The 16,509-nt window shown below is 67.3% G+C and carries 15 protein-coding genes; 10 read left to right on the top strand and 5 right to left on the bottom strand.

All coding sequences use genetic code 11. From position 1 onward, the window contains the following. Position 1 precedes the first annotated feature (1 nt). The 3 genes from rpe to purH all read left to right on the top strand — a co-directional run bounded on the left by rpe (position 2) and on the right by purH (position 3,999). The gene (gene rpe, locus ABD729_RS03015) at positions 2 to 664 is read left to right on the top strand and encodes a ribulose-phosphate 3-epimerase (RefSeq protein ID WP_344708677.1); all 663 of its coding nucleotides are present in this window, start codon (positions 2 to 4) and stop codon (positions 662 to 664) included. Beyond that, positions 661 to 2,301, top strand: coding sequence for a heparinase II/III family protein (locus tag ABD729_RS03010; RefSeq protein ID WP_344708676.1), 1,641 nt, complete (start codon positions 661 to 663; stop codon positions 2,299 to 2,301). Before rpe ends, ABD729_RS03010 begins: the two co-directional genes overlap by 4 nt. Before the next feature lie 105 nt (positions 2,302 to 2,406). Continuing rightward, the gene (gene purH / locus ABD729_RS03005; RefSeq protein ID WP_344708675.1) at positions 2,407 to 3,999 is read left to right on the top strand and encodes a bifunctional phosphoribosylaminoimidazolecarboxamide formyltransferase/IMP cyclohydrolase; all 1,593 of its coding nucleotides are present in this window, start codon (positions 2,407 to 2,409) and stop codon (positions 3,997 to 3,999) included. Positions 4,000 to 4,032: 33 nt separating this feature from the next. On the opposite strand, the gene ABD729_RS03000 is transcribed toward purH, so the two are convergent. Together ABD729_RS03000 and polA are read right to left on the bottom strand one after the other, a co-directional pair. Further along, on the bottom strand, positions 4,033 to 5,580 hold the full coding sequence (locus ABD729_RS03000; protein ID WP_344708674.1) for a lipopolysaccharide biosynthesis protein: 1,548 nt from the start codon (positions 5,578 to 5,580) through the stop codon (positions 4,033 to 4,035). Next, positions 5,577 to 8,357, bottom strand: a complete 2,781-nt coding sequence (polA, locus tag ABD729_RS02995) for a DNA polymerase I (protein ID WP_344708673.1) — start codon at positions 8,355 to 8,357, stop codon at positions 5,577 to 5,579. The genes ABD729_RS03000 and polA overlap by 4 nt, the downstream gene beginning before the upstream one ends. 129 nt (positions 8,358 to 8,486) lie before the next feature. Here polA and ABD729_RS02990 point away from each other — a divergent pair, with 129 nt between their 5' ends. Further along, on the top strand, positions 8,487 to 8,918 hold the full coding sequence (locus ABD729_RS02990) for a hypothetical protein (RefSeq protein ID WP_344708671.1): 432 nt from the start codon (positions 8,487 to 8,489) through the stop codon (positions 8,916 to 8,918). A gap of 24 nt (positions 8,919 to 8,942) precedes the next feature. Here the strand turns inward: ABD729_RS02990 and ABD729_RS02985 are convergent, their stop codons facing one another. Then, positions 8,943 to 9,629, bottom strand: coding sequence for a Crp/Fnr family transcriptional regulator (locus tag ABD729_RS02985; protein ID WP_344708670.1), 687 nt, complete (start codon positions 9,627 to 9,629; stop codon positions 8,943 to 8,945). Between the two features lie 67 nt (positions 9,630 to 9,696). Here ABD729_RS02985 and ABD729_RS02980 point away from each other — a divergent pair, with 67 nt between their 5' ends. The 3 genes from ABD729_RS02980 to ABD729_RS02970 all read left to right on the top strand — a co-directional run bounded on the left by ABD729_RS02980 (position 9,697) and on the right by ABD729_RS02970 (position 12,434). Continuing rightward, on the top strand, positions 9,697 to 9,876 hold the full coding sequence (locus ABD729_RS02980; protein WP_344708669.1) for a hypothetical protein: 180 nt from the start codon (positions 9,697 to 9,699) through the stop codon (positions 9,874 to 9,876). A gap of 134 nt (positions 9,877 to 10,010) precedes the next feature. After that, positions 10,011 to 12,125, top strand: coding sequence for a TonB-dependent receptor plug domain-containing protein (locus tag ABD729_RS02975; protein ID WP_344708668.1), 2,115 nt, complete (start codon positions 10,011 to 10,013; stop codon positions 12,123 to 12,125). A gap of 75 nt (positions 12,126 to 12,200) precedes the next feature. Then, positions 12,201 to 12,434, top strand: coding sequence for a hypothetical protein (locus ABD729_RS02970; RefSeq protein ID WP_344708667.1), 234 nt, complete (start codon positions 12,201 to 12,203; stop codon positions 12,432 to 12,434). On the opposite strand, the gene nadB is transcribed toward ABD729_RS02970, so the two are convergent. Continuing rightward, entirely contained in the window at positions 12,435 to 14,015 is a 1,581-nt protein-coding gene (nadB, locus tag ABD729_RS02965; protein ID WP_344708666.1) for an L-aspartate oxidase, read from the bottom strand. Further along, a complete protein-coding gene (locus tag ABD729_RS02960; protein ID WP_344708665.1) occupies positions 14,015 to 14,938 on the bottom strand; it encodes an ABC transporter ATP-binding protein in 924 nt (307 codons plus the stop codon). Before ABD729_RS02960 ends, nadB begins: the two co-directional genes overlap by 1 nt. Before the next feature lie 113 nt (positions 14,939 to 15,051). Between ABD729_RS02960 and ABD729_RS02955 the strand changes: the two genes are divergently transcribed. From ABD729_RS02955 to ABD729_RS02945, 3 genes are all read left to right on the top strand, one after another. After that, positions 15,052 to 15,573, top strand: a complete 522-nt coding sequence (locus tag ABD729_RS02955) for a DUF4402 domain-containing protein (protein WP_344708664.1) — start codon at positions 15,052 to 15,054, stop codon at positions 15,571 to 15,573. Positions 15,574 to 15,692: 119 nt separating this feature from the next. Then, the gene (locus ABD729_RS02950) at positions 15,693 to 16,244 is read left to right on the top strand and encodes a DUF4402 domain-containing protein (protein ID WP_344708663.1); all 552 of its coding nucleotides are present in this window, start codon (positions 15,693 to 15,695) and stop codon (positions 16,242 to 16,244) included. A gap of 54 nt (positions 16,245 to 16,298) precedes the next feature. Beyond that, entirely contained in the window at positions 16,299 to 16,493 is a 195-nt protein-coding gene (locus ABD729_RS02945) for a zinc-finger domain-containing protein (protein ID WP_344708662.1), read from the top strand. Positions 16,494 to 16,509 lie beyond the last annotated feature (16 nt).

Here is a 16,509-nt window from a genome sequence, read left to right as displayed (position 1 = left end):
CATGGCCCAGCCGATCATCGCGCCCTCGATCCTCTCCGCCGACTTCGCCCGGCTTGGCGAGGAGGTTCGCGCGATCGACGCGGCGGGGGCCGACTGGATCCATATCGACGTCATGGACGGGCATTTCGTGCCCAACCTTACCATCGGGCCGATGGTGGTGAAGGCGCTCCGCCCGCACAGCGCCAAGCCGTTCGACGTCCACCTGATGATTTCGCCGGTCGATCCGCTGCTCGATGCCTTTGCGGAGGCGGGGTCGGACATCATCACCGTCCACCCCGAGGCGGGACCCCATCTTCATCGCACCATTCAGCGCATCAAGGGCCTCGGCAAGAAGGCCGGCGTGTCGCTGAACCCCGCGACGCCCGCCAAGATGCTCGATTATGTGTTGGAGGAGCTCGACCTGGTGCTGGTCATGAGCGTCAATCCGGGCTTCGGCGGGCAGAAGTTCATTTTCTCGCAGCTCAAGAAGATCGAGGCGATCGCCAAGCGCATCACGAAGGAAGGCCTCGACTGCGTGCTGGAGGTCGACGGCGGAGTCGATCCCGACATCGCGCGGCAATGCGTCGATGCGGGCGCCACCGCGCTGGTCGCCGGCACCGCGGCCTTCCGCGGCGGACCCGACCGTTATGCCGCCAATATCCAGGCCCTGAAAGGCAGCGCATGACGAGCGGCGGGGGCGGGCTCTCCAAGCTGGCGACGCTGCCCCTGCTGCAGCGGCTGAAGGCGCGCGGCAAGCCGCCGCTCCGGCTGGTCGGGGTCGCCCGCGACCACGTCATCGGCACCAAGGCGCGCGGTGAGCAGTTGCTGGCCGGCCGCTTCCTCAGCGGCGGCGAAGCGGTGGAGCTTGCCGCGCTCGACTGGGCCTCGCTCGATCCCGCGACTCCGCTCGGGTCCGAACTGCACGGGTTCGGATGGCTGCGCGACCTTGCCGCCGCCGCGACCCGTGAACGCGGCGCGCCGCTGGCCGAAGACATGACCGGGCGCTGGCTGCTCGCGCATGGCGCCAAGGTCGATGCCGCCTGGGCACCCGCGCTATGGGGCGAGCGCCTCCTCTTCTGGCTCGCCTACGCGCCTTACCTGCTGTCCCGCCGCGATGCGGACTATCGCTCGGCCCTGCTCAACACCATGGCCCGGGCGGCGCGCCACCTTGCCGCCACCGGGGATGAAGCGGCGCCCGGGCTGCCGCGGATCACCGCCTGGGCCGGGCTTACCGCCACCTGCCTTCTGCTGTCGTCGGGTTCGGCCAAGCTGGCGCGGGCCGAAAGCGGCCTTTCGCGTGCGCTTGCCAGCGCCCAATATGACGATGGCGGCCTGATGAGCCGCTCGCCCGCCGAACAGGCCGCGCTGGTCGACCGCCTCGGCCTGCTCCGCGCCGCTTATGCCGCGGCGCGCCACGACTTTCCGCAAGGGCTTGAGGATGCCGGCGCCGCTGCGCTCGCGGCGCTTCATGGCGTCACCATGGGCGACAACACCTTGTCGGCCTGGCAGGGCGGCAACGAGGGCAGCCGCGCCGCCCTTGCCGCGCTGATCGAAGGCTGCGGTTTCCGCGCCCGCCCGCTGCGGACCCCGCGCGGCTGGGGCTATCATCGGCTGAGCGCGCTCGGCACCATCCTCGTCATCGACGCCGCGCCCCCGCCGGCGCGCAAGCTTGCCCGGATCGGTTCCGCCTCGACCCTCGCGATCGAACTGAGCGACGGGCAGCAGAAGCTTGTCGTCAATTGCGGCGGCCCCGGTCCGCATGTCGGAAGCCTTCCCGAAGGGCTCGCTCCGGCGCTGCGCACCACTGCCGCCCATTCGACCCTGACGCTGGCCGACACCAACAGCACCGCCATCCAGCCCGACGGATCGCTCGGCAAAGGGGTCGAGGAAGTCACCATCAGCCGGTCCGAGGACAATGACGCGAGCCGGATCGACTGCGCCCACGACGGTTATGTCCGCGGTTTCGGCATGCTGCATGGCCGCGCGCTCAGCCTCGGCAACGACGGCAAGGAAATCCGCGGCCTCGACCGCCTTGCGCCCAAGGGCCGCAAGAAGATCCGCGAGGACGTGCCGTTCGCCATCCGCTTCCACCTCGCCCCCGGGGTCGAAGCGGTTCCCACCGCCGATGGCCTCGGCGCGCTGATCCGTTCGCCCGGCGCCCCGCCGTGGAGTTTCCGCTGCCGCGGCGCCCAGCTCGAGCTGGAGGAAAGCGTGATGGTCGACGGATCGGGAACCCTCCGCTCCACCCTCCAGCTGGTGCTGGTCGGCGAGGTGTCGCACCTCGGCGGCGAAGTCGGCTGGCAGTTCCGCCGCTCCAGTTAGTCCCACTTCGTCATTGCGAGCGAAGGCGAAGCAATCCATGGCGCGGCCGAGTGGATTGCTTCGTCGCTAGGCTCTTCGAAATGACAGCAAGCAACTGAGGATAAGATGACCGACCTCGCCCCCGTTCGCCGCGCCTTGCTGTCCCTGTCCGACAAGGGCGGCCTCGAAGAGCTTGCGGCCGGGCTGGTCCGGCACGGCGTCGAGCTGGTGTCGACCGGCGGCACTGCCGCCAGGCTGCGCGAACTTGGCCATCCGGTCCGCGACGTCAGCGAGCTGACCGGTTTTCCCGAGATGATGGACGGCCGGGTGAAGACGCTCCACCCCAACGTCCACGGCGGCCTTCTCGCCGTCCGCGACGAGCCTGCCCATGCCGCCGCCGCATCCGACCACGGCATCGGCTACATCGATCTCGTCGTCATCAACCTCTATCCGTTCGAAAAGACCGTCGCCGCCGGCGCCGATCGCGACATGGTGATCGAGAATATCGATATCGGCGGCCCGTCGATGGTGCGCTCGGCCGCCAAGAACCACCGCTACGTCGCCTGCGTCACCGACACCGCCGACTATGCCGCGGTGCTGGACGAACTGGACGCCACTGGCGGCGCGACGTCATGGGAATTGCGCAAGCGCCTGGCCGCCGCCGCCTTTGCCCGCACCGCGGCCTATGACAGCGCGATCGCCAGCTGGTTCGCTTTTGCCGACCAGGGCGAACAGCTGCCCGCCACGCTGCCGCTGGCGATGACCCGCGCGAGCACGCTGCGCTATGGCGAGAACCCGCATCAGGCCGCCGCGCTCTATATTCCGCAGGCGCGCGGGGCCGCTGGCGTCGCCGGGGCTCAGCAGGTGCAGGGCAAGGAGCTCAGCTACAACAACCTCAACGATGCCGACGCCGCGCTCGAACTCCTGTCCGAATTTCGCGACGGCAACCCGGCCTGCGTCATCGTCAAGCACTCCAACCCGTGCGGTGTCGCCCAAGGCAGCAGCCTTGCCGACGCCTATCGCGCCGCGTTCGAATGCGACAGCGTCTCGGCGTTCGGCGGGATCGTCGCGGTCAATCGCCCGCTCGACGCCGAAACCGCGCGGGCGATCACCGACATCTTCACCGAAGTCGTGATCGCGCCCGACGCGGATGAGGAAGCGCGCGCGCTGTTTGCGGCGAAGAAGAACCTTCGACTGCTGCTGACCGGCGAGCTGCCGGATCCGCGTCGCCCGGGCCTGATGGTCAAGAGCATCACCGGCGGCCTGCTCGTCCAGACCCGCGATAATGGCGTCATCCTGCCTTCCGAGCTCCGGGTCGTGACGAAGCGCCAGCCGACGCCGCAGGAAGTCAGTGACTGCCGCTTTGCCTGGACCGTCGCCAAGCACGTCAAGTCGAACGCCATCGTCTACGCCAAGGACGGCGTGACCGCGGGCATCGGCGCGGGCCAGATGAACCGCCGCGATTCGGCGCGCATCGCCGCCGCCAAAGCGCGCGAGGCGGCCGAGACCTTTGGATGGACCGGGCCGCGCACGGTCGGATCGGCAGTGGCAAGCGACGCCTTCTTCCCCTTTGCCGACGGCCTGCTCGCAGCGATCGAGGCGGGCGCGACGGCGGTGATCCAGCCCGGCGGATCGATGCGCGACGACGAGGTCATCGCCGCGGCCGACGCGGCGGGCCTCGCCATGCTGTTCACCGGGATGCGCCACTTCCGGCATTGAGCGTCGGTCCGGCTTTCGCCGACCCCGTGCTGGCTATCGAGCAGCGTCTCCGGTCGTCCCCGGCGCCGGGAGGTCGACCGCAATGTCCTTCTTCTTCATCTTGAACAGCAGCCGGTCTTCGGGGCCGAAGCCCTTGCGCCAGATGATGAGGCCGAACGCGGCAAGGATCAGCGGGATGCCGAGCCCGAGTTCGAGCCATTCGGGGAAGAACTTAGTGACCTGGCCAACCGCAACCGCTGCCGCCGCCGCCCACACCAGGGGCCAGCGCCAGCCGCTCACCGGCGCGCCGAGCAGGCGGCTGGCAAGGCGGGACTTGGCAATCGCCGCGAACGCGAGACCGAGGCATAGCGCCACGGCCGGGGCGGTTGCCTGCCAGGCGTCGGGCCAGCCGAGGCGCCGGAACAGAAGGATCAGCGCCACCGTCAGCATCGCCTGGAGCGCGAGCATGGCGATGCTGAGCATCATGTTGCGGTGCCGCGCGATGTAGATGAGCGCGGCTTCGCTGGTGGTGGCGGTGGCGGCGATCACTTCCGCGCCGAGGAGGAAGATCAGCGCCGCGGTGCCCGCCACGAAGACCGGGCCGACCAGTCCCATCACGCCCTCGCCCGGGATACCGAGCGCAAGGGCGACCGCGGCCTGCGCCGCGATGACCCAGAAGCCGACCTGGCGGATCTGTTTGGCGACCCCGACGCGGTCGCCCTCTTCCAGGCTGCGGCTGATCACCGGCCCGAGGATCGGGTCGAAGCTGGTCTTGAGCTTGCTCGGCAGGGACGCGACATTCTGGGCGACATAATAGATGCCGACCAATGCAGGCGACGCGAACAGGCCGAGAATGGCGAGATCGATCCGGCGGCTTCCCCACTCCACCGTGTCGGCGGCCGCGATCGGCATGTAGCGCCGGGCCAGTCGCCAGCTGTCGGCGGGGTTGGGGCGCCAGCCGATGGCCCGCCCGTAAGTGCGGAAGAAGGGGATCATCGACGCGATTAGCGCGCCGATCATCGACAGCGCATAAGCGAAGATGAGCCCGTCGCGCTTGGAGAAGAAGGCGAAGGCGAAGGCGGCGATGCTTATGGTCCACGGCTCGACGATGGCCCGCGCCCGCACCGTCGCGCCGACATCGTGGCGGTAGGCGAGCGCCGCCAGCATGACGTCGCTCCACGCCAGCGCCAGGACCGCCACCGGCAGCAGCCATTCGAGCCCGTAGATTTCCGAATTGGGGAACATCAGCTTGGGAAAGCTGAACAGGATCGCCATTCCGACCACCGCCGCGGCCAATGCCACCAGCAGCGCGTCCCAGGTGATGCAGACGTGTGGTTTGTCGGTCTTGCTCAGCTGCTCGGCGAGGCCGCGCTTGAGGCCGAGGGTCGAGAGCTGGGCGACAAATTCGACCACCAGCACCGCATAGGCGAAGCGGCCGAGCGCCTCGGCACCATACATGCGGCCGGCGATGAACAGAAAGGGCAGCCGCGCGGCGAGGCGCAGGAGAAAGCCCATGAAGTTGATCCGCCCGCCACGCGCCAGCGCGGCAAGGTCGTTGTCGGGAGCAGCAGGAGCGGGAGCGGCGGCGGCTGTCTCGCTCAATGCGCGACGCCCCAGTTCGCGCCCCAACCCACTTCGACGCTCAAGGGCACCTCGAGCTTCACGACGGGCTCGGCGGCCGACGCCATGACGTCACGGATCACCTGCGCGGCGCGCTCCTCGTCGCCGTGCGGGACTTCGAACACCAGTTCGTCGTGCACCGACAGCAGCATGCGCGTTCCGCCAAGACCTTCCACCTGCAGCGCGGCGGGCATCTTCACCATCGCCCGCTTGATGATGTCGGCGCTTGTCCCCTGGATCGGCGCATTGATCGCCGCGCGCTCGGCCGCCTGCCTGAGGTTCATCACACCGGCGCGGATGTTCGGGAAATGCGTCTTGCGCCCGAACAAGGTCTCGCTGAATCCGCACTCGCGCACCTGCTGCAGCGTGGTCGAGATGTAGTTCTTGATGCCCGGGAACCGCTCGAAATAGCGGTCGATCATGTCCTTGGCCTCGTCCCGGCCGATCCCCATGCGCCCGGCAAGCCCGAACGCGGAGATGCCGTAGAGGATCGCGAAGTTGATCGTCTTGGCCTTGTTGCGATTGTCCTTCGACGCATCGCCGAACACCTGTTCGGCCGTGATCGTGTGGATGTCGTCGCCGCGAGCGAAGGCGGCCTTGAGCTGCGGCTCGTCGGCGAAGTGCGCCGCAAGGCGAAGTTCGATCTGGCCATAGTCGGCGCTGAGCAGGCTGTGGCCTTCCTCGGCGATGAAGGCGTTGCGGATGCGCGCCCCGATCTCGGTCCGGATCGGGATGTTCTGGAGATTGGGATCGTTCGACGACAGCCGGCCGGTCTGCGCCGCCGCCAGCGCATAGCGGGTGTGGACCCGCCCCGTGCGCGGGTCGATCTGCGCCTGCAGCGCGTCGGTGTAGGTCACGCGAAGCTTGGTCAGCTGGCGCCATTCGAGCACCCGGCGGGCAACTTCGACACCCTCCGCTTCCAGCCGCTCGAGCTCGCTCTGGTCGGTCGAGTAGGCGCCCGACTTGCCCTTGCGTCCGCCCTTCAGCCCAAGCCGGTCGTAGAGTACGCCGCCCAGCTGTTGCGGCGAGCCGATGGTGAAGGGCCCGCCGGCCGCCTCGTAGATGACCTGCTCCAGCCGCGCGGTCTCGGTGGCAAAGGTTTCCGACAGTTCGGCGAGATAGGCGCGGTCGACCTTGATGCCTTCGCGCTCCATCGTCCCGATCACCGGGACCAGCGGCAGATCGACGAGGCGATACACCCGGGTCGCCTTTTCCGACGCCAGACGATGTTCGATCCGGTGCCACAGCCGCCATACCATGTCGGCGTTCTCGGCCGCATATTCGGTCGCCGCGGCGATCGGCGCATTGCCGAAGCGGATGGTCTTCTGGCCCGTTCCGCACACGGCTTTCAGCGGAAGGCATTCATATTCGAAATGCCGCTTCACCAGCTCGTCGAGGCCGTGCCCGAAGCGCCCGCTGTCGAGCGCGAAGCTGGCGAGCATCACGTCCTCGCCCGCGGCAAGGCCGATCCCGTGCTCCGCCAGCAGGCGCCACTGGTCCTTGAGGTTGTGGCCGATCTTCTGGACCGAATCGTCTTCAAGCAGCGGCTTCAGCAGCGCGAGGCCGTCGGCGAGGCGAAGCTGCACCGGCCCTTCGCTCAACAGGTCGCCCCCGCCATGGCCAAGCGGCACATAGGCAGCGCGCCCCGGCGCCAGCGCAAGGCTGACCCCCGCCAGCCCCTCGGCCAGCCCGTGCCCGCCGTCGCCCTGCAGGTCGATCGCGACCCGTCCCTGCGACCGCGCCTCGGCGATCCACTGCTCCAGCGTCGCCGTATCGGCGATGGTGAGATAGGCCGAGCGATCGACGCTGATCGCCTCGGCCTCGCCCGGACCGACCGGAAGCGGCGCCGGGGTGGGACGTTCACCCTCCGAGGGCCGCGAGCCCTGCCCGACCATGCGGTTCAGCAGCGTCTTGAAGCCCTGGTCGACCAGGAATTCGCGCAGCGGCTCTTCGGGAATGTTCTTGAGTTCGAGCGCGTCGAGCGGCTCGGGCAGGTTCATCTCGCAGACGAGACGCACCAGTTCACGGCTGAGGCGGGCCGCGTCGGCATGCTCCAGCAGGTTCTGCCTGAGTTTGGGCTTCTTGATCCCGTCCGCCGCGGCGAGCACCGCTTCCAGGCTACCATGTTCCTGGATCAGCAGCGAAGCGGTCTTGGGCCCGATGCCCGGAACGCCTGGAACGTTGTCGACGCTGTCACCCATCAGCGCCAGCACGTCACCAAGCAGTTCGGGTGGAACGCCGAACTTCTCGACCACCGCGGCACGGTCGAAGCGGCGGTCGTTCATCGTGTCGAGCATATCGACCGCGCCGTCGTCGATCATCTGCATCAGGTCCTTGTCGGAGCTGACGATGGTGACCTTCCAGCCGTGCTTCTTCGCCTCGGTGACATAGCAGGCGATGATGTCGTCGGCCTCCAGCCCCGCTTCCTCGATGCAGGGAATCGAAAAAGCGCGGGTCGCGACGCGGATCAGCGGCAGCTGCGGGACGAGGTCCTCGGGCGCGGGTGGGCGGTGCGCCTTATACTGGTCGTACATCTCGTTGCGGAACGAGGACGACCCCTTGTCGAGGATAACCGCCATGTGGGTAGGGCCGTCGGCCTTGCTGAGGCTTTCGGCGAGCTTCCACAGCATCGCGGTGTAGCCGTAGACCGCACCCACGTTCATGCCGTGGCGGTTGGTCAGCGGCGGCAGCCGGTGATAGGCGCGGAAGATGTAGCTCGATCCGTCGACGAGATAGAGGTGGGGCTGGGCGTCAGGCATGAAGCGGGGGCTTTAGCAGGTTCGGGCAGGCAGGAAACGCCCACGCTTGGGCCATGCCCCGTTTGATCCTGATCAATGCGCGCCTGCCCTGGGTGCGGCAATCTCCGGTCATCAGCCAGGAGACACCCAATGACCGACCGTTTCGACCGCGAACTGCTTCTCGCCCGGGGCGAGGTCGTCGCCCCGCCGCAGCGCGATACGCGCCCTCATTGCCAGGACCGCAATTTCGGCCTTCCGCCCGCAATTCTGCTCGGCGCCTTCGGATTTTTCTTCGCTTACCTTGCCGTCATGTGGGTCGGCTTTGCGGCGGACGGGCTGATCCTGCCGATGGTGGTGAACTTCGTGTTCGTCGCGGCCTTCGCGTTCGTGCCCGCCAAGTGGGCGACGATGAAGCCCGAGCATCGCGACCGCGCGCTGGACATGGCCCACTTTCGCGCGGTCGGGATCGAGACCGCGACCGGTACCACTCCCGCGAGCGAGGCGACCACCCTCGTCCTCCTGCTCCCGGCCTGCATCCTGTTCTGGGGAATCGCCACGACCACCATTGCGGCACTGGTCTGACCTTCCTGGCGGGCGTTCGGACCGTCAGTTCCCCAGCTGCGCGGCATCGACCAGTTCGATGCCGCGCAAACCGTTGCGCCGGATCGCGCCCGACCGCTCGAGCGCGGTCAATTGCCGGCTCACCGTCTCGATCGTCAGGCCGAGGAGGCCCGCCACTTCCGATCGGCTGAGCGGAAGCTCGAAGGTTGCCGCGGGGTGGCAGGGCGAATCGCTGGCCGCCTCCCCCATCGCCAGCAGGAAGCCCGCGACCTTGTCCCGCGCCGACGTGCGCGCGACGATGCCCATCAGCGATCGAGCGCCGAGCAGATCCTCCGACGAGCGCCGCAGCAGTGCCCGGGCAAGTGCCGGATAGCGTTCCACCGCCGCTTCATATTCGCGGCGCGAAAAGACGCAGACCTCGCTTCTGGTCAGCGCCGTGACGTCGAAGTGGGCGACCGGCGCGAACAGTTCGCCGACGAATCCGGCCGGATGGATGAGGCTGAGGATGCGTTCGCTGCCATCGCTCTCGACCGTTCCGATCTTGAGCGCACCGCTGACCAGGGTCGCGCAGCGGTCGTTTGCCTCGTCGGCGGCGAACAGCACTTCGCCCGGGCTCAGCACCCGGTGCCGGCCGAGCCGCGCAAGATCGCCCCGCTCGCCCTCGTCGAGCGCCGAGCAGGCGGCGCGGTCGCGCACCGGGCAGGCGGCACAGGCAAGCGGGCTACTGGTCATCGCCGGCAATCCTAGCGCAGGCAGCCGGGCCCTTGCCAGCCGCCTCCGCGCGGCCGATGACGGCAGCATGTCCGAAAAGTTCGTTCGTCATCGGCAGCCCTGGACTCTCGACGAGAATGCCAAGCTGCACACGCTCGCCGCCAAGGGCATGGGCCTCAAGGCGATCGCGAAGGCGCTGACCCGCAGCGAGGAAAGCACGGCGGCGCAGGCCAAGGTGCTGAAGCTGAAAATCGCCAAGCTGCGCTGAGCGCCGATCGGCAGGACGTTCGGCGGTCCGTCGAACGAGCCCGCCGCCCTGCCTAATCGCAATGACGGCGCACGGATTGCCGTCCTAGCCCGCCGATGCAGGTCCGCCGGGCCTGCAAAACGGGGAAGTCCACCATGTATCGTCCGCCCGGCAGGGCCGCCGCGCGTTGCGCCAGTCTGCTGTCCTGCTGTGTTGCCGCCCTCGTCGCAGCGAGCCCTGCGGTTGCGCAAGAAACACCGACGACTGGCGATGCCCCCGCGCCGGTCGCGACGCCCACGACATCGGGCAAGAAGGTCTTCAGCCCCGCCGACTTCTCCCGCTTCGCGCCGCGCACTGCCTACGACATGCTCGCGCAGGTGCCGGGGTTCAACATCCGCGGCGAGGACGAAGCCGCGCGCGGCCTTGGCCAGGCGACGGGCAACGTCCTCCTCAACGGCAAACGGCTGTCGGGCAAATCCTCAGACCCGGTCTCCGCGCTTCGGGCGATCCCCGCCGGCAATGTCCAGCGCATCGAGATCGTCGACGCGGCCGAAGTGGACGTGTCGGGCCTGTCGGGCCAGATCGCCAACATCATCTTCGAGGCCAGCAAGAAGCTTGGCGGGCAGTGGAGCTACCGGCCCGAATTTCGCGCCCATTATGCCGACCCCATCTGGTCGCGCGGCGACGTGTCGGTCAGCGGGACCAGTGGGCCGGTCGAATATACCCTCGGCGTCCGCAATGATGCCAGCCGCGGATCGGCCGGTGGGCCGACCACCATTGTGCGCAGCGACGCGCTGTTTGAAACCCGCGACGACGTCTTCCGCAGCAGTTTCGAACAACCAAGGTTCACCGGGCAGTTCAAGATCGACGGCCCGGGCACGGGGGTCGCCAATCTCAACCTGCTCCTGCGCCACTTCGATTATCGCTTCACCGAAACCAGCCTGCGTGACCGGGTCGCCGGCCCCGACCAGACGCGCTTGACCCGCCAGACCCAGAAGGGCGAGAATTACGAGTTCGGCGGAGATGTCGACCTGGCGCTGCTCGGCGGCCGGCTGAAGCTGATCGGGCTTGCCCGCTCGTCGGATGAGCCTTTCTTCTCCCAGGTCCGGACCAGCTTCACCGATCTCAGCACCGACAGCGGCAATCGGTTCGTCCAGGACGGCTCGTCGGCCGAGAAGATCGCGCGCGGCGAATATCGCTGGAGGATCGGGCGCACCGATGTCCAGCTTTCGGGCGAAGGAGCGTTCAACAGCCTTGAGCGGGGCAGCCGTCTGTACGCGCTCAATACGGCGGGCGACTTTGTGGAGCTGCCCTTTCCGGCCGGCACCGGCAAGGTCAGCGAGGATCGCTACGAAGGCCTGCTGACGATCGGCCGGCCGCTCTCCGCCCGGCTGACCGCGCAGCTCGTGGTCGGCGCGGAGCATTCGACGCTGGTGCAGGAGGGCGCAGGCGGCAAGGAACGAAGCTTCCTGCGCCCCAAGGGGTCGCTCAACTTCGCGATGCAGTTCAGCCCGCGCTTCAATGCCAATCTGAAGTTTGTCCGCCGGGTGGAGCAGCTCAACTTCGGCGATTTCCTCGCTCGCGTCTTCCTCGACAACGACAATGCCAATGCCGGCAACCCGGATCTCGTGCCCGAGCAGCAGTGGCGCATGGAAGTGGAGCTTGCCCGCGATCTCGCCGCCTGGGGGAAGACTCGCCTCAACGTCGCCGTCGCGCTCAAGGAAGACGTGGTCGACATCGTGCCGATCGGCCTGACCGGCGAATCACCCGGCAATATCCCCCATGCGCAAGGGATGGGGATCGACTGGAACAGCACGATCCAGCTCGATCCGATCGGCTTCAAGGGCGCGCGGCTGAACACGCGCTTCTACACCTTGCTCAGCCAGATCCGCGACCCGCTGACGGGCGAGCGCCGAGACTGGTCGAGCCGCACAAGCCGCATCGTTGAATTCAAGCTTCGCCACGACATCCCGCGCACCAACTGGGCGTGGGGCGGCGAATTCAACTATTCCCACAACAACCTTTCCTACCGCCTGACCGAGGTCGGCCGGCAGTTCGAAGGGCCGGTGTGGGTCAGCGCCTTCGTCGAGAACAAGGACGTGCTGGGAATGACGGTGCGCGGCGAGGTGTCGAACCTTTCCAACACTCGAAGCAGGTGGGACCGGGTGGTCTACGCCGGCCGCCGCAACGTCGCTCCGATCGACTTCGTCGAGACACGCAACCGCCTCATCGGCCCCATCATCCGGTTCTCGGTCCAGGGCAGCATCTGACTATCCTTGCGAACGCTGCTTGACTGTGTCGCCGGTCCCGAACCACACCATCGCACTCGCTTCTGGAGTCGTCACATGTTGTTGACCTTGCTTAGCCTGACCCTCGCCGCGCAGGATGCCCCCGCGGCGGCAAAGCCGAAGATGGTGTGCCGTTCGGAGGTGGCGACCGGGACCCGGGTCAACCGCAAGAGGATCTGCGCGACCAAGGAACAGTGGGACGCACGCCGGCAGGAGCAGATCGATTCGGCGGTCATGGACCGCGCCAATGCGGAACGCTCTCGCCCCTGCACCGGCGTGCCCTGCCGCTGATCAGGGCGCCAGCACGGTGTCCCGCGCATGCGCCAGCGTGCGCTGGAAATCGCGCGTGAAGTGAAGCCCGCGGCTTTCCCGTCGCGCCAGCGCCGAGCGGATGATGAGATCGGCGACCTCGACCAGATTGCGTAGCTCGATGAGGTCGGGCGTCACGCGGAAGTGGGCGTAATAGTCGGTCACTTCCTGGCGCAGCATGTCGATCCGCCGCTTGGCCCGTTCGAGCCGCTTGGTGGTGCGGACGATCCCGACGTAATTCCACATGAAGCGCCGGATTTCGCCCCAGGTCTGGGCGATCACCACTTCTTCGTCGCTGTCGGTGACCCGGCTTTCGTCCCACTCGCGCACCTTGGCGAGCGGCGGCAGTTCGTCCCACCGCGACAGGATATCGTGCGCCGCAGCCTCGCCGAACACCAGGCATTCGAGGAGTGAATTGGACGCCAGGCGATTGGCGCCGTGCAGCCCGCTCTCGGTCACCTCGCCCGCGGCATAAAGGCCCGGTGCGTCGGTCCGGCCGGCCAGGTCCACCACCACCCCGCCACAGGTATAATGCTGCGCCGGGACGACCGGGATCGGCCCCTTGGTCATGTCGATGCCGAGGCTGATCAGCTTCTCGTAGATGTTGGGGAAATGCGCGCGCACGAATTCGGGTTCGCGGTGCGAGATGTCGAGGTGGACATAGTCGAGGCCGTCGCGCTTGATCTCATTGTCGATCGCGCGCGCCACCACGTCGCGTGGCGCCAGTTCGCCGCGCTCGTCATAGTCTGGCATGAACCGGTGGCCGGTCAGCGGATGCTTGAGGATCCCGCCCTCGCCGCGCACCGCCTCGGTGATCAGAAAGTTCTTGGTCTCCAGATGGTAGAGGCAGGTCGGGTGGAACTGCATCATCTCCATATTGGAAACGCGGCAGCCCGCGCGCCAGGCCATGGCGATCCCGTCCCCGGTCGCACCGCGCGGCGCGGTCGAATAAAGATAGACCCGGCCCGCTCCGCCGGTCGCCAGTACCGTCGCCCGCGCGGTGAGGGTCTCCACCTTCCGGCTTGAGCGGCTGTAGGCATAGAGCCCGTGCACCGTCCCATCGGTCGAGAATTTTTCCCCATGCCGTCCGGTGATGAGGTCGATCGCCACCATTTCGGGCAGCAGCACGATGTTGGGATTGGCCGCCGCCGCACGCTCCAGCGCCTGTTGCACTGCCCAGCCGGTGGCATCGGCAACATGGACGATCCGGCGGTGACTGTGTCCGCCCTCGCGCGTCAGGTGGAGCGCTCCGTCTTCCTCCGCGAAGGGTACGCCAAGCTCGATGAGACGCTGGATCGCAGCCGGCGCTGCGCCGACCACATGCTCGACCACATTGCGGTCGTTGAGGCCCGCGCCGGCGATCATCGTATCCTCGACATGCGCTTCGAAGCTGTCGCCCTCCTCCAGCACCGCGGCGATCCCGCCTTGCGCCCAGCCGGTCGCGCCGTCGCTCAAGGGTCCCTTGGCGATCACCGCCACCCTCTTGTCGGTGGCGAGGTTGAGCGCCGCGGTCAGGCCTGCCGCGCCCGACCCGATGACGAGGACATCGAAGTTCTGCGCCACTAGCGCCGCACCAGGCTGAGGAAGACGTCCTCGAGGTCGGGCTCGCGGGTCACCACGTCGACGATGCCGAGACCGTCGCGCTGCAGCGCCGCAAGCACCTCGCCCGCATTCACCTTGTCCTTCTGGTAGGTGATGGCGAGGCTGCGCTCCCCTTCCAGCACGACCTTGTCGAAGCAGATGTTGGCCGGCACCTCGGAAAGGTCACGGTCGACCGTCACCACCACGTTCTTCTCCTGCGCGCGGCTGAGGAGCTGGCGGGTCGGCTCGTTGGCGACGACCTTGCCATGGTTGATGATGGCGATCCGCTCGCACAGTTGCTCGGCTTCCTCGAGATAGTGGGTGGTCAGGATCACCGTCACGCCCGACGCGTGAAGTTCCTTCACATATTCCCACAGTTGCTGGCGCAGCTCGATGTCGACGCCCGCCGTCGGCTCGTCGAGGACGAGGATCGGCGGCGAATGGACCATGGCCTTGGCCACCAGCAGTCGCCGCTTCATCCCGCCAGACAGGGTCCGGCTGTAGGCGTGCGCCTTGTCGGTCAGCCGCATCGCCGCCAGCAGCTCGTCGGAACGCCGCTCGCCCTTCGGCACGCCGTACAGCCCGGCCTGGATCTCCAGCGCCTCGCGCGGGGTAAAAAAGGGGTCGAACAATATCTCCTGCGGCACGATGCCGATCGACAGCTTCGCGTTGCGCGGATGCTGGTCGATGTCGAAACCCCAGATGTCGACCTTGCCCTCGCTCTTGGTGACAAGGCCCGCGAGGATATTGATCAGCGTCGACTTGCCCGCCCCGTTGGGCCCGAGCAGTCCGAAGAATTCCCCCTGCTTCACTTCCAGCGACACACCGTCGAGCGCACGTTTGCCGCCCGCATAGGTCTTGCCGAGATCCTCGATTCGGATGGCGGGTGTGCTGCTGCTGGTCATGGGTGATTCGCTTAGCGACGCACCCGCCCGGGCGGAAGCGCCAGTAGTGAATCGCGAATTTACCTTACTCCGTAGGGTGGACTTGACGTTAACCAGTCTAAGCCGGCTGCCTGATGCTGGCGCCGCGTTCCTCCCTTCTGCTGTTGATTGCGCTCGCCATCCCGGCGACCTGCCACGCGCAGGTCACGACCACGCGTTCGGCCGTCCCGCGCGCCGTCGCCAGCGGCGCCTTCATCTTCCCGCTGACGCTCAACACGCGCTCCAACCTCGACTTCGGCTATCTTGCCGCGACGGGCGCCGGGACGGCGGTGATCGACCCCAACAGCAGCCGCCTGACGACCACTGGCCTCGTCACCGGAATGGGCGGAAATCCGCGCCCGGCGAGCTTCGTCGGAGCGGCCCGCAGCGCGTCGGTCGTCAACATCCGGATCCCCAAGCAGCCGATCACCATCCGGCGGATCGGGGGTACCGAGACGATGACCGTTCGCGATTTCACCCTGCAGGGCCAGGACAAGCGGACGCTGGCCCGGATGGAAGCCTTCAGCTTCAACGTGGGAGCGACCCTGGTGGTCGCCGCGGGACAGGTCGAAGGCACCTATTCGGGCGAATTCGACGTCACCGTCCAATATCCCTGAACAGCCCTAACGAACCTCAAGCAACAGCCTTAACGCGCGCTTGAGCAGGTAACTTTAAGCGCCGTTACGGCCCGTCCGCCATCATGCCCCTCGTTCAACAATGTGGGGAACCTAAGGACATGCGCAATTTTCTGACCGTCGCGGCGCTCGCCGCGTCCACCGCCCTCATCGCCGTTCCGGCTTCTGCTCAGAACGCTTCGCTGCCGTCGTCGAGCAAGGGGCAGATCGATGCCACCGCGCTGCTGATCCAGCCGGCCACTTTGCAGGGTCTCGACAATCTCGACTTCGGCACCCTGATCGCCTCGCCGTCCGCTGACGGTAGCGTTTCGATCAGCGCCAACGACATCAACAGCGCTCGCAACGTGACGGTGAACGCCGGTTCGCTGGTCGCCAGCGCGACTGCCAAGCGCGGTCGTCTGGTCGGCAACGGCCTGCCGACCCAGAAGGTGAACATCTCGAGCACCTTTCCGACGGAGCTGGTCAACCAGGATGACCCCAACGCAACCATGGCGTTCAGCGGCTCGCTCAATTCGGACGCCGCAGACGGTCAGGTGACCATCGGCGCGACTGGCGTGTTCTACATCTATGTCGGCGGCACGCTCACCGTGAAGCCCAACCAGATGCCCGGTCGCTACAGCGGCGTGGTCGAGGTCAACACCGACTTTCAATAAGCACCCCACAGCTTATTGAAGCGACGGGAGGCGGTTGCTAGGCCCTTGCGGGTCATGCAGCCGCCTCCCGAAGTCATTCTGGTCACCAGCAACGCCGTCCACTGCGACGGCAGCGGTGACATCAGCCCAGCGCTCGGCCACCCGCGCGTCTTCCTCCGCATCGACGAAAAGGGGTTCGTCGAATGCGGCTATTGCGACCGTCGCTTCGTCCTGAAGGGCGGCCCGGCGGACGACGGCACCATCGCCTGAGGCTGGTCGCCGCCGC

The organism is Sphingomonas humi, assembly GCF_039536725.1.
In the GTDB taxonomy this organism is placed as follows: domain Bacteria; phylum Pseudomonadota; class Alphaproteobacteria; order Sphingomonadales; family Sphingomonadaceae; genus Sphingomicrobium; species Sphingomicrobium humi.
This window is presented reverse-complemented; position numbering and strand designations above follow the sequence as displayed.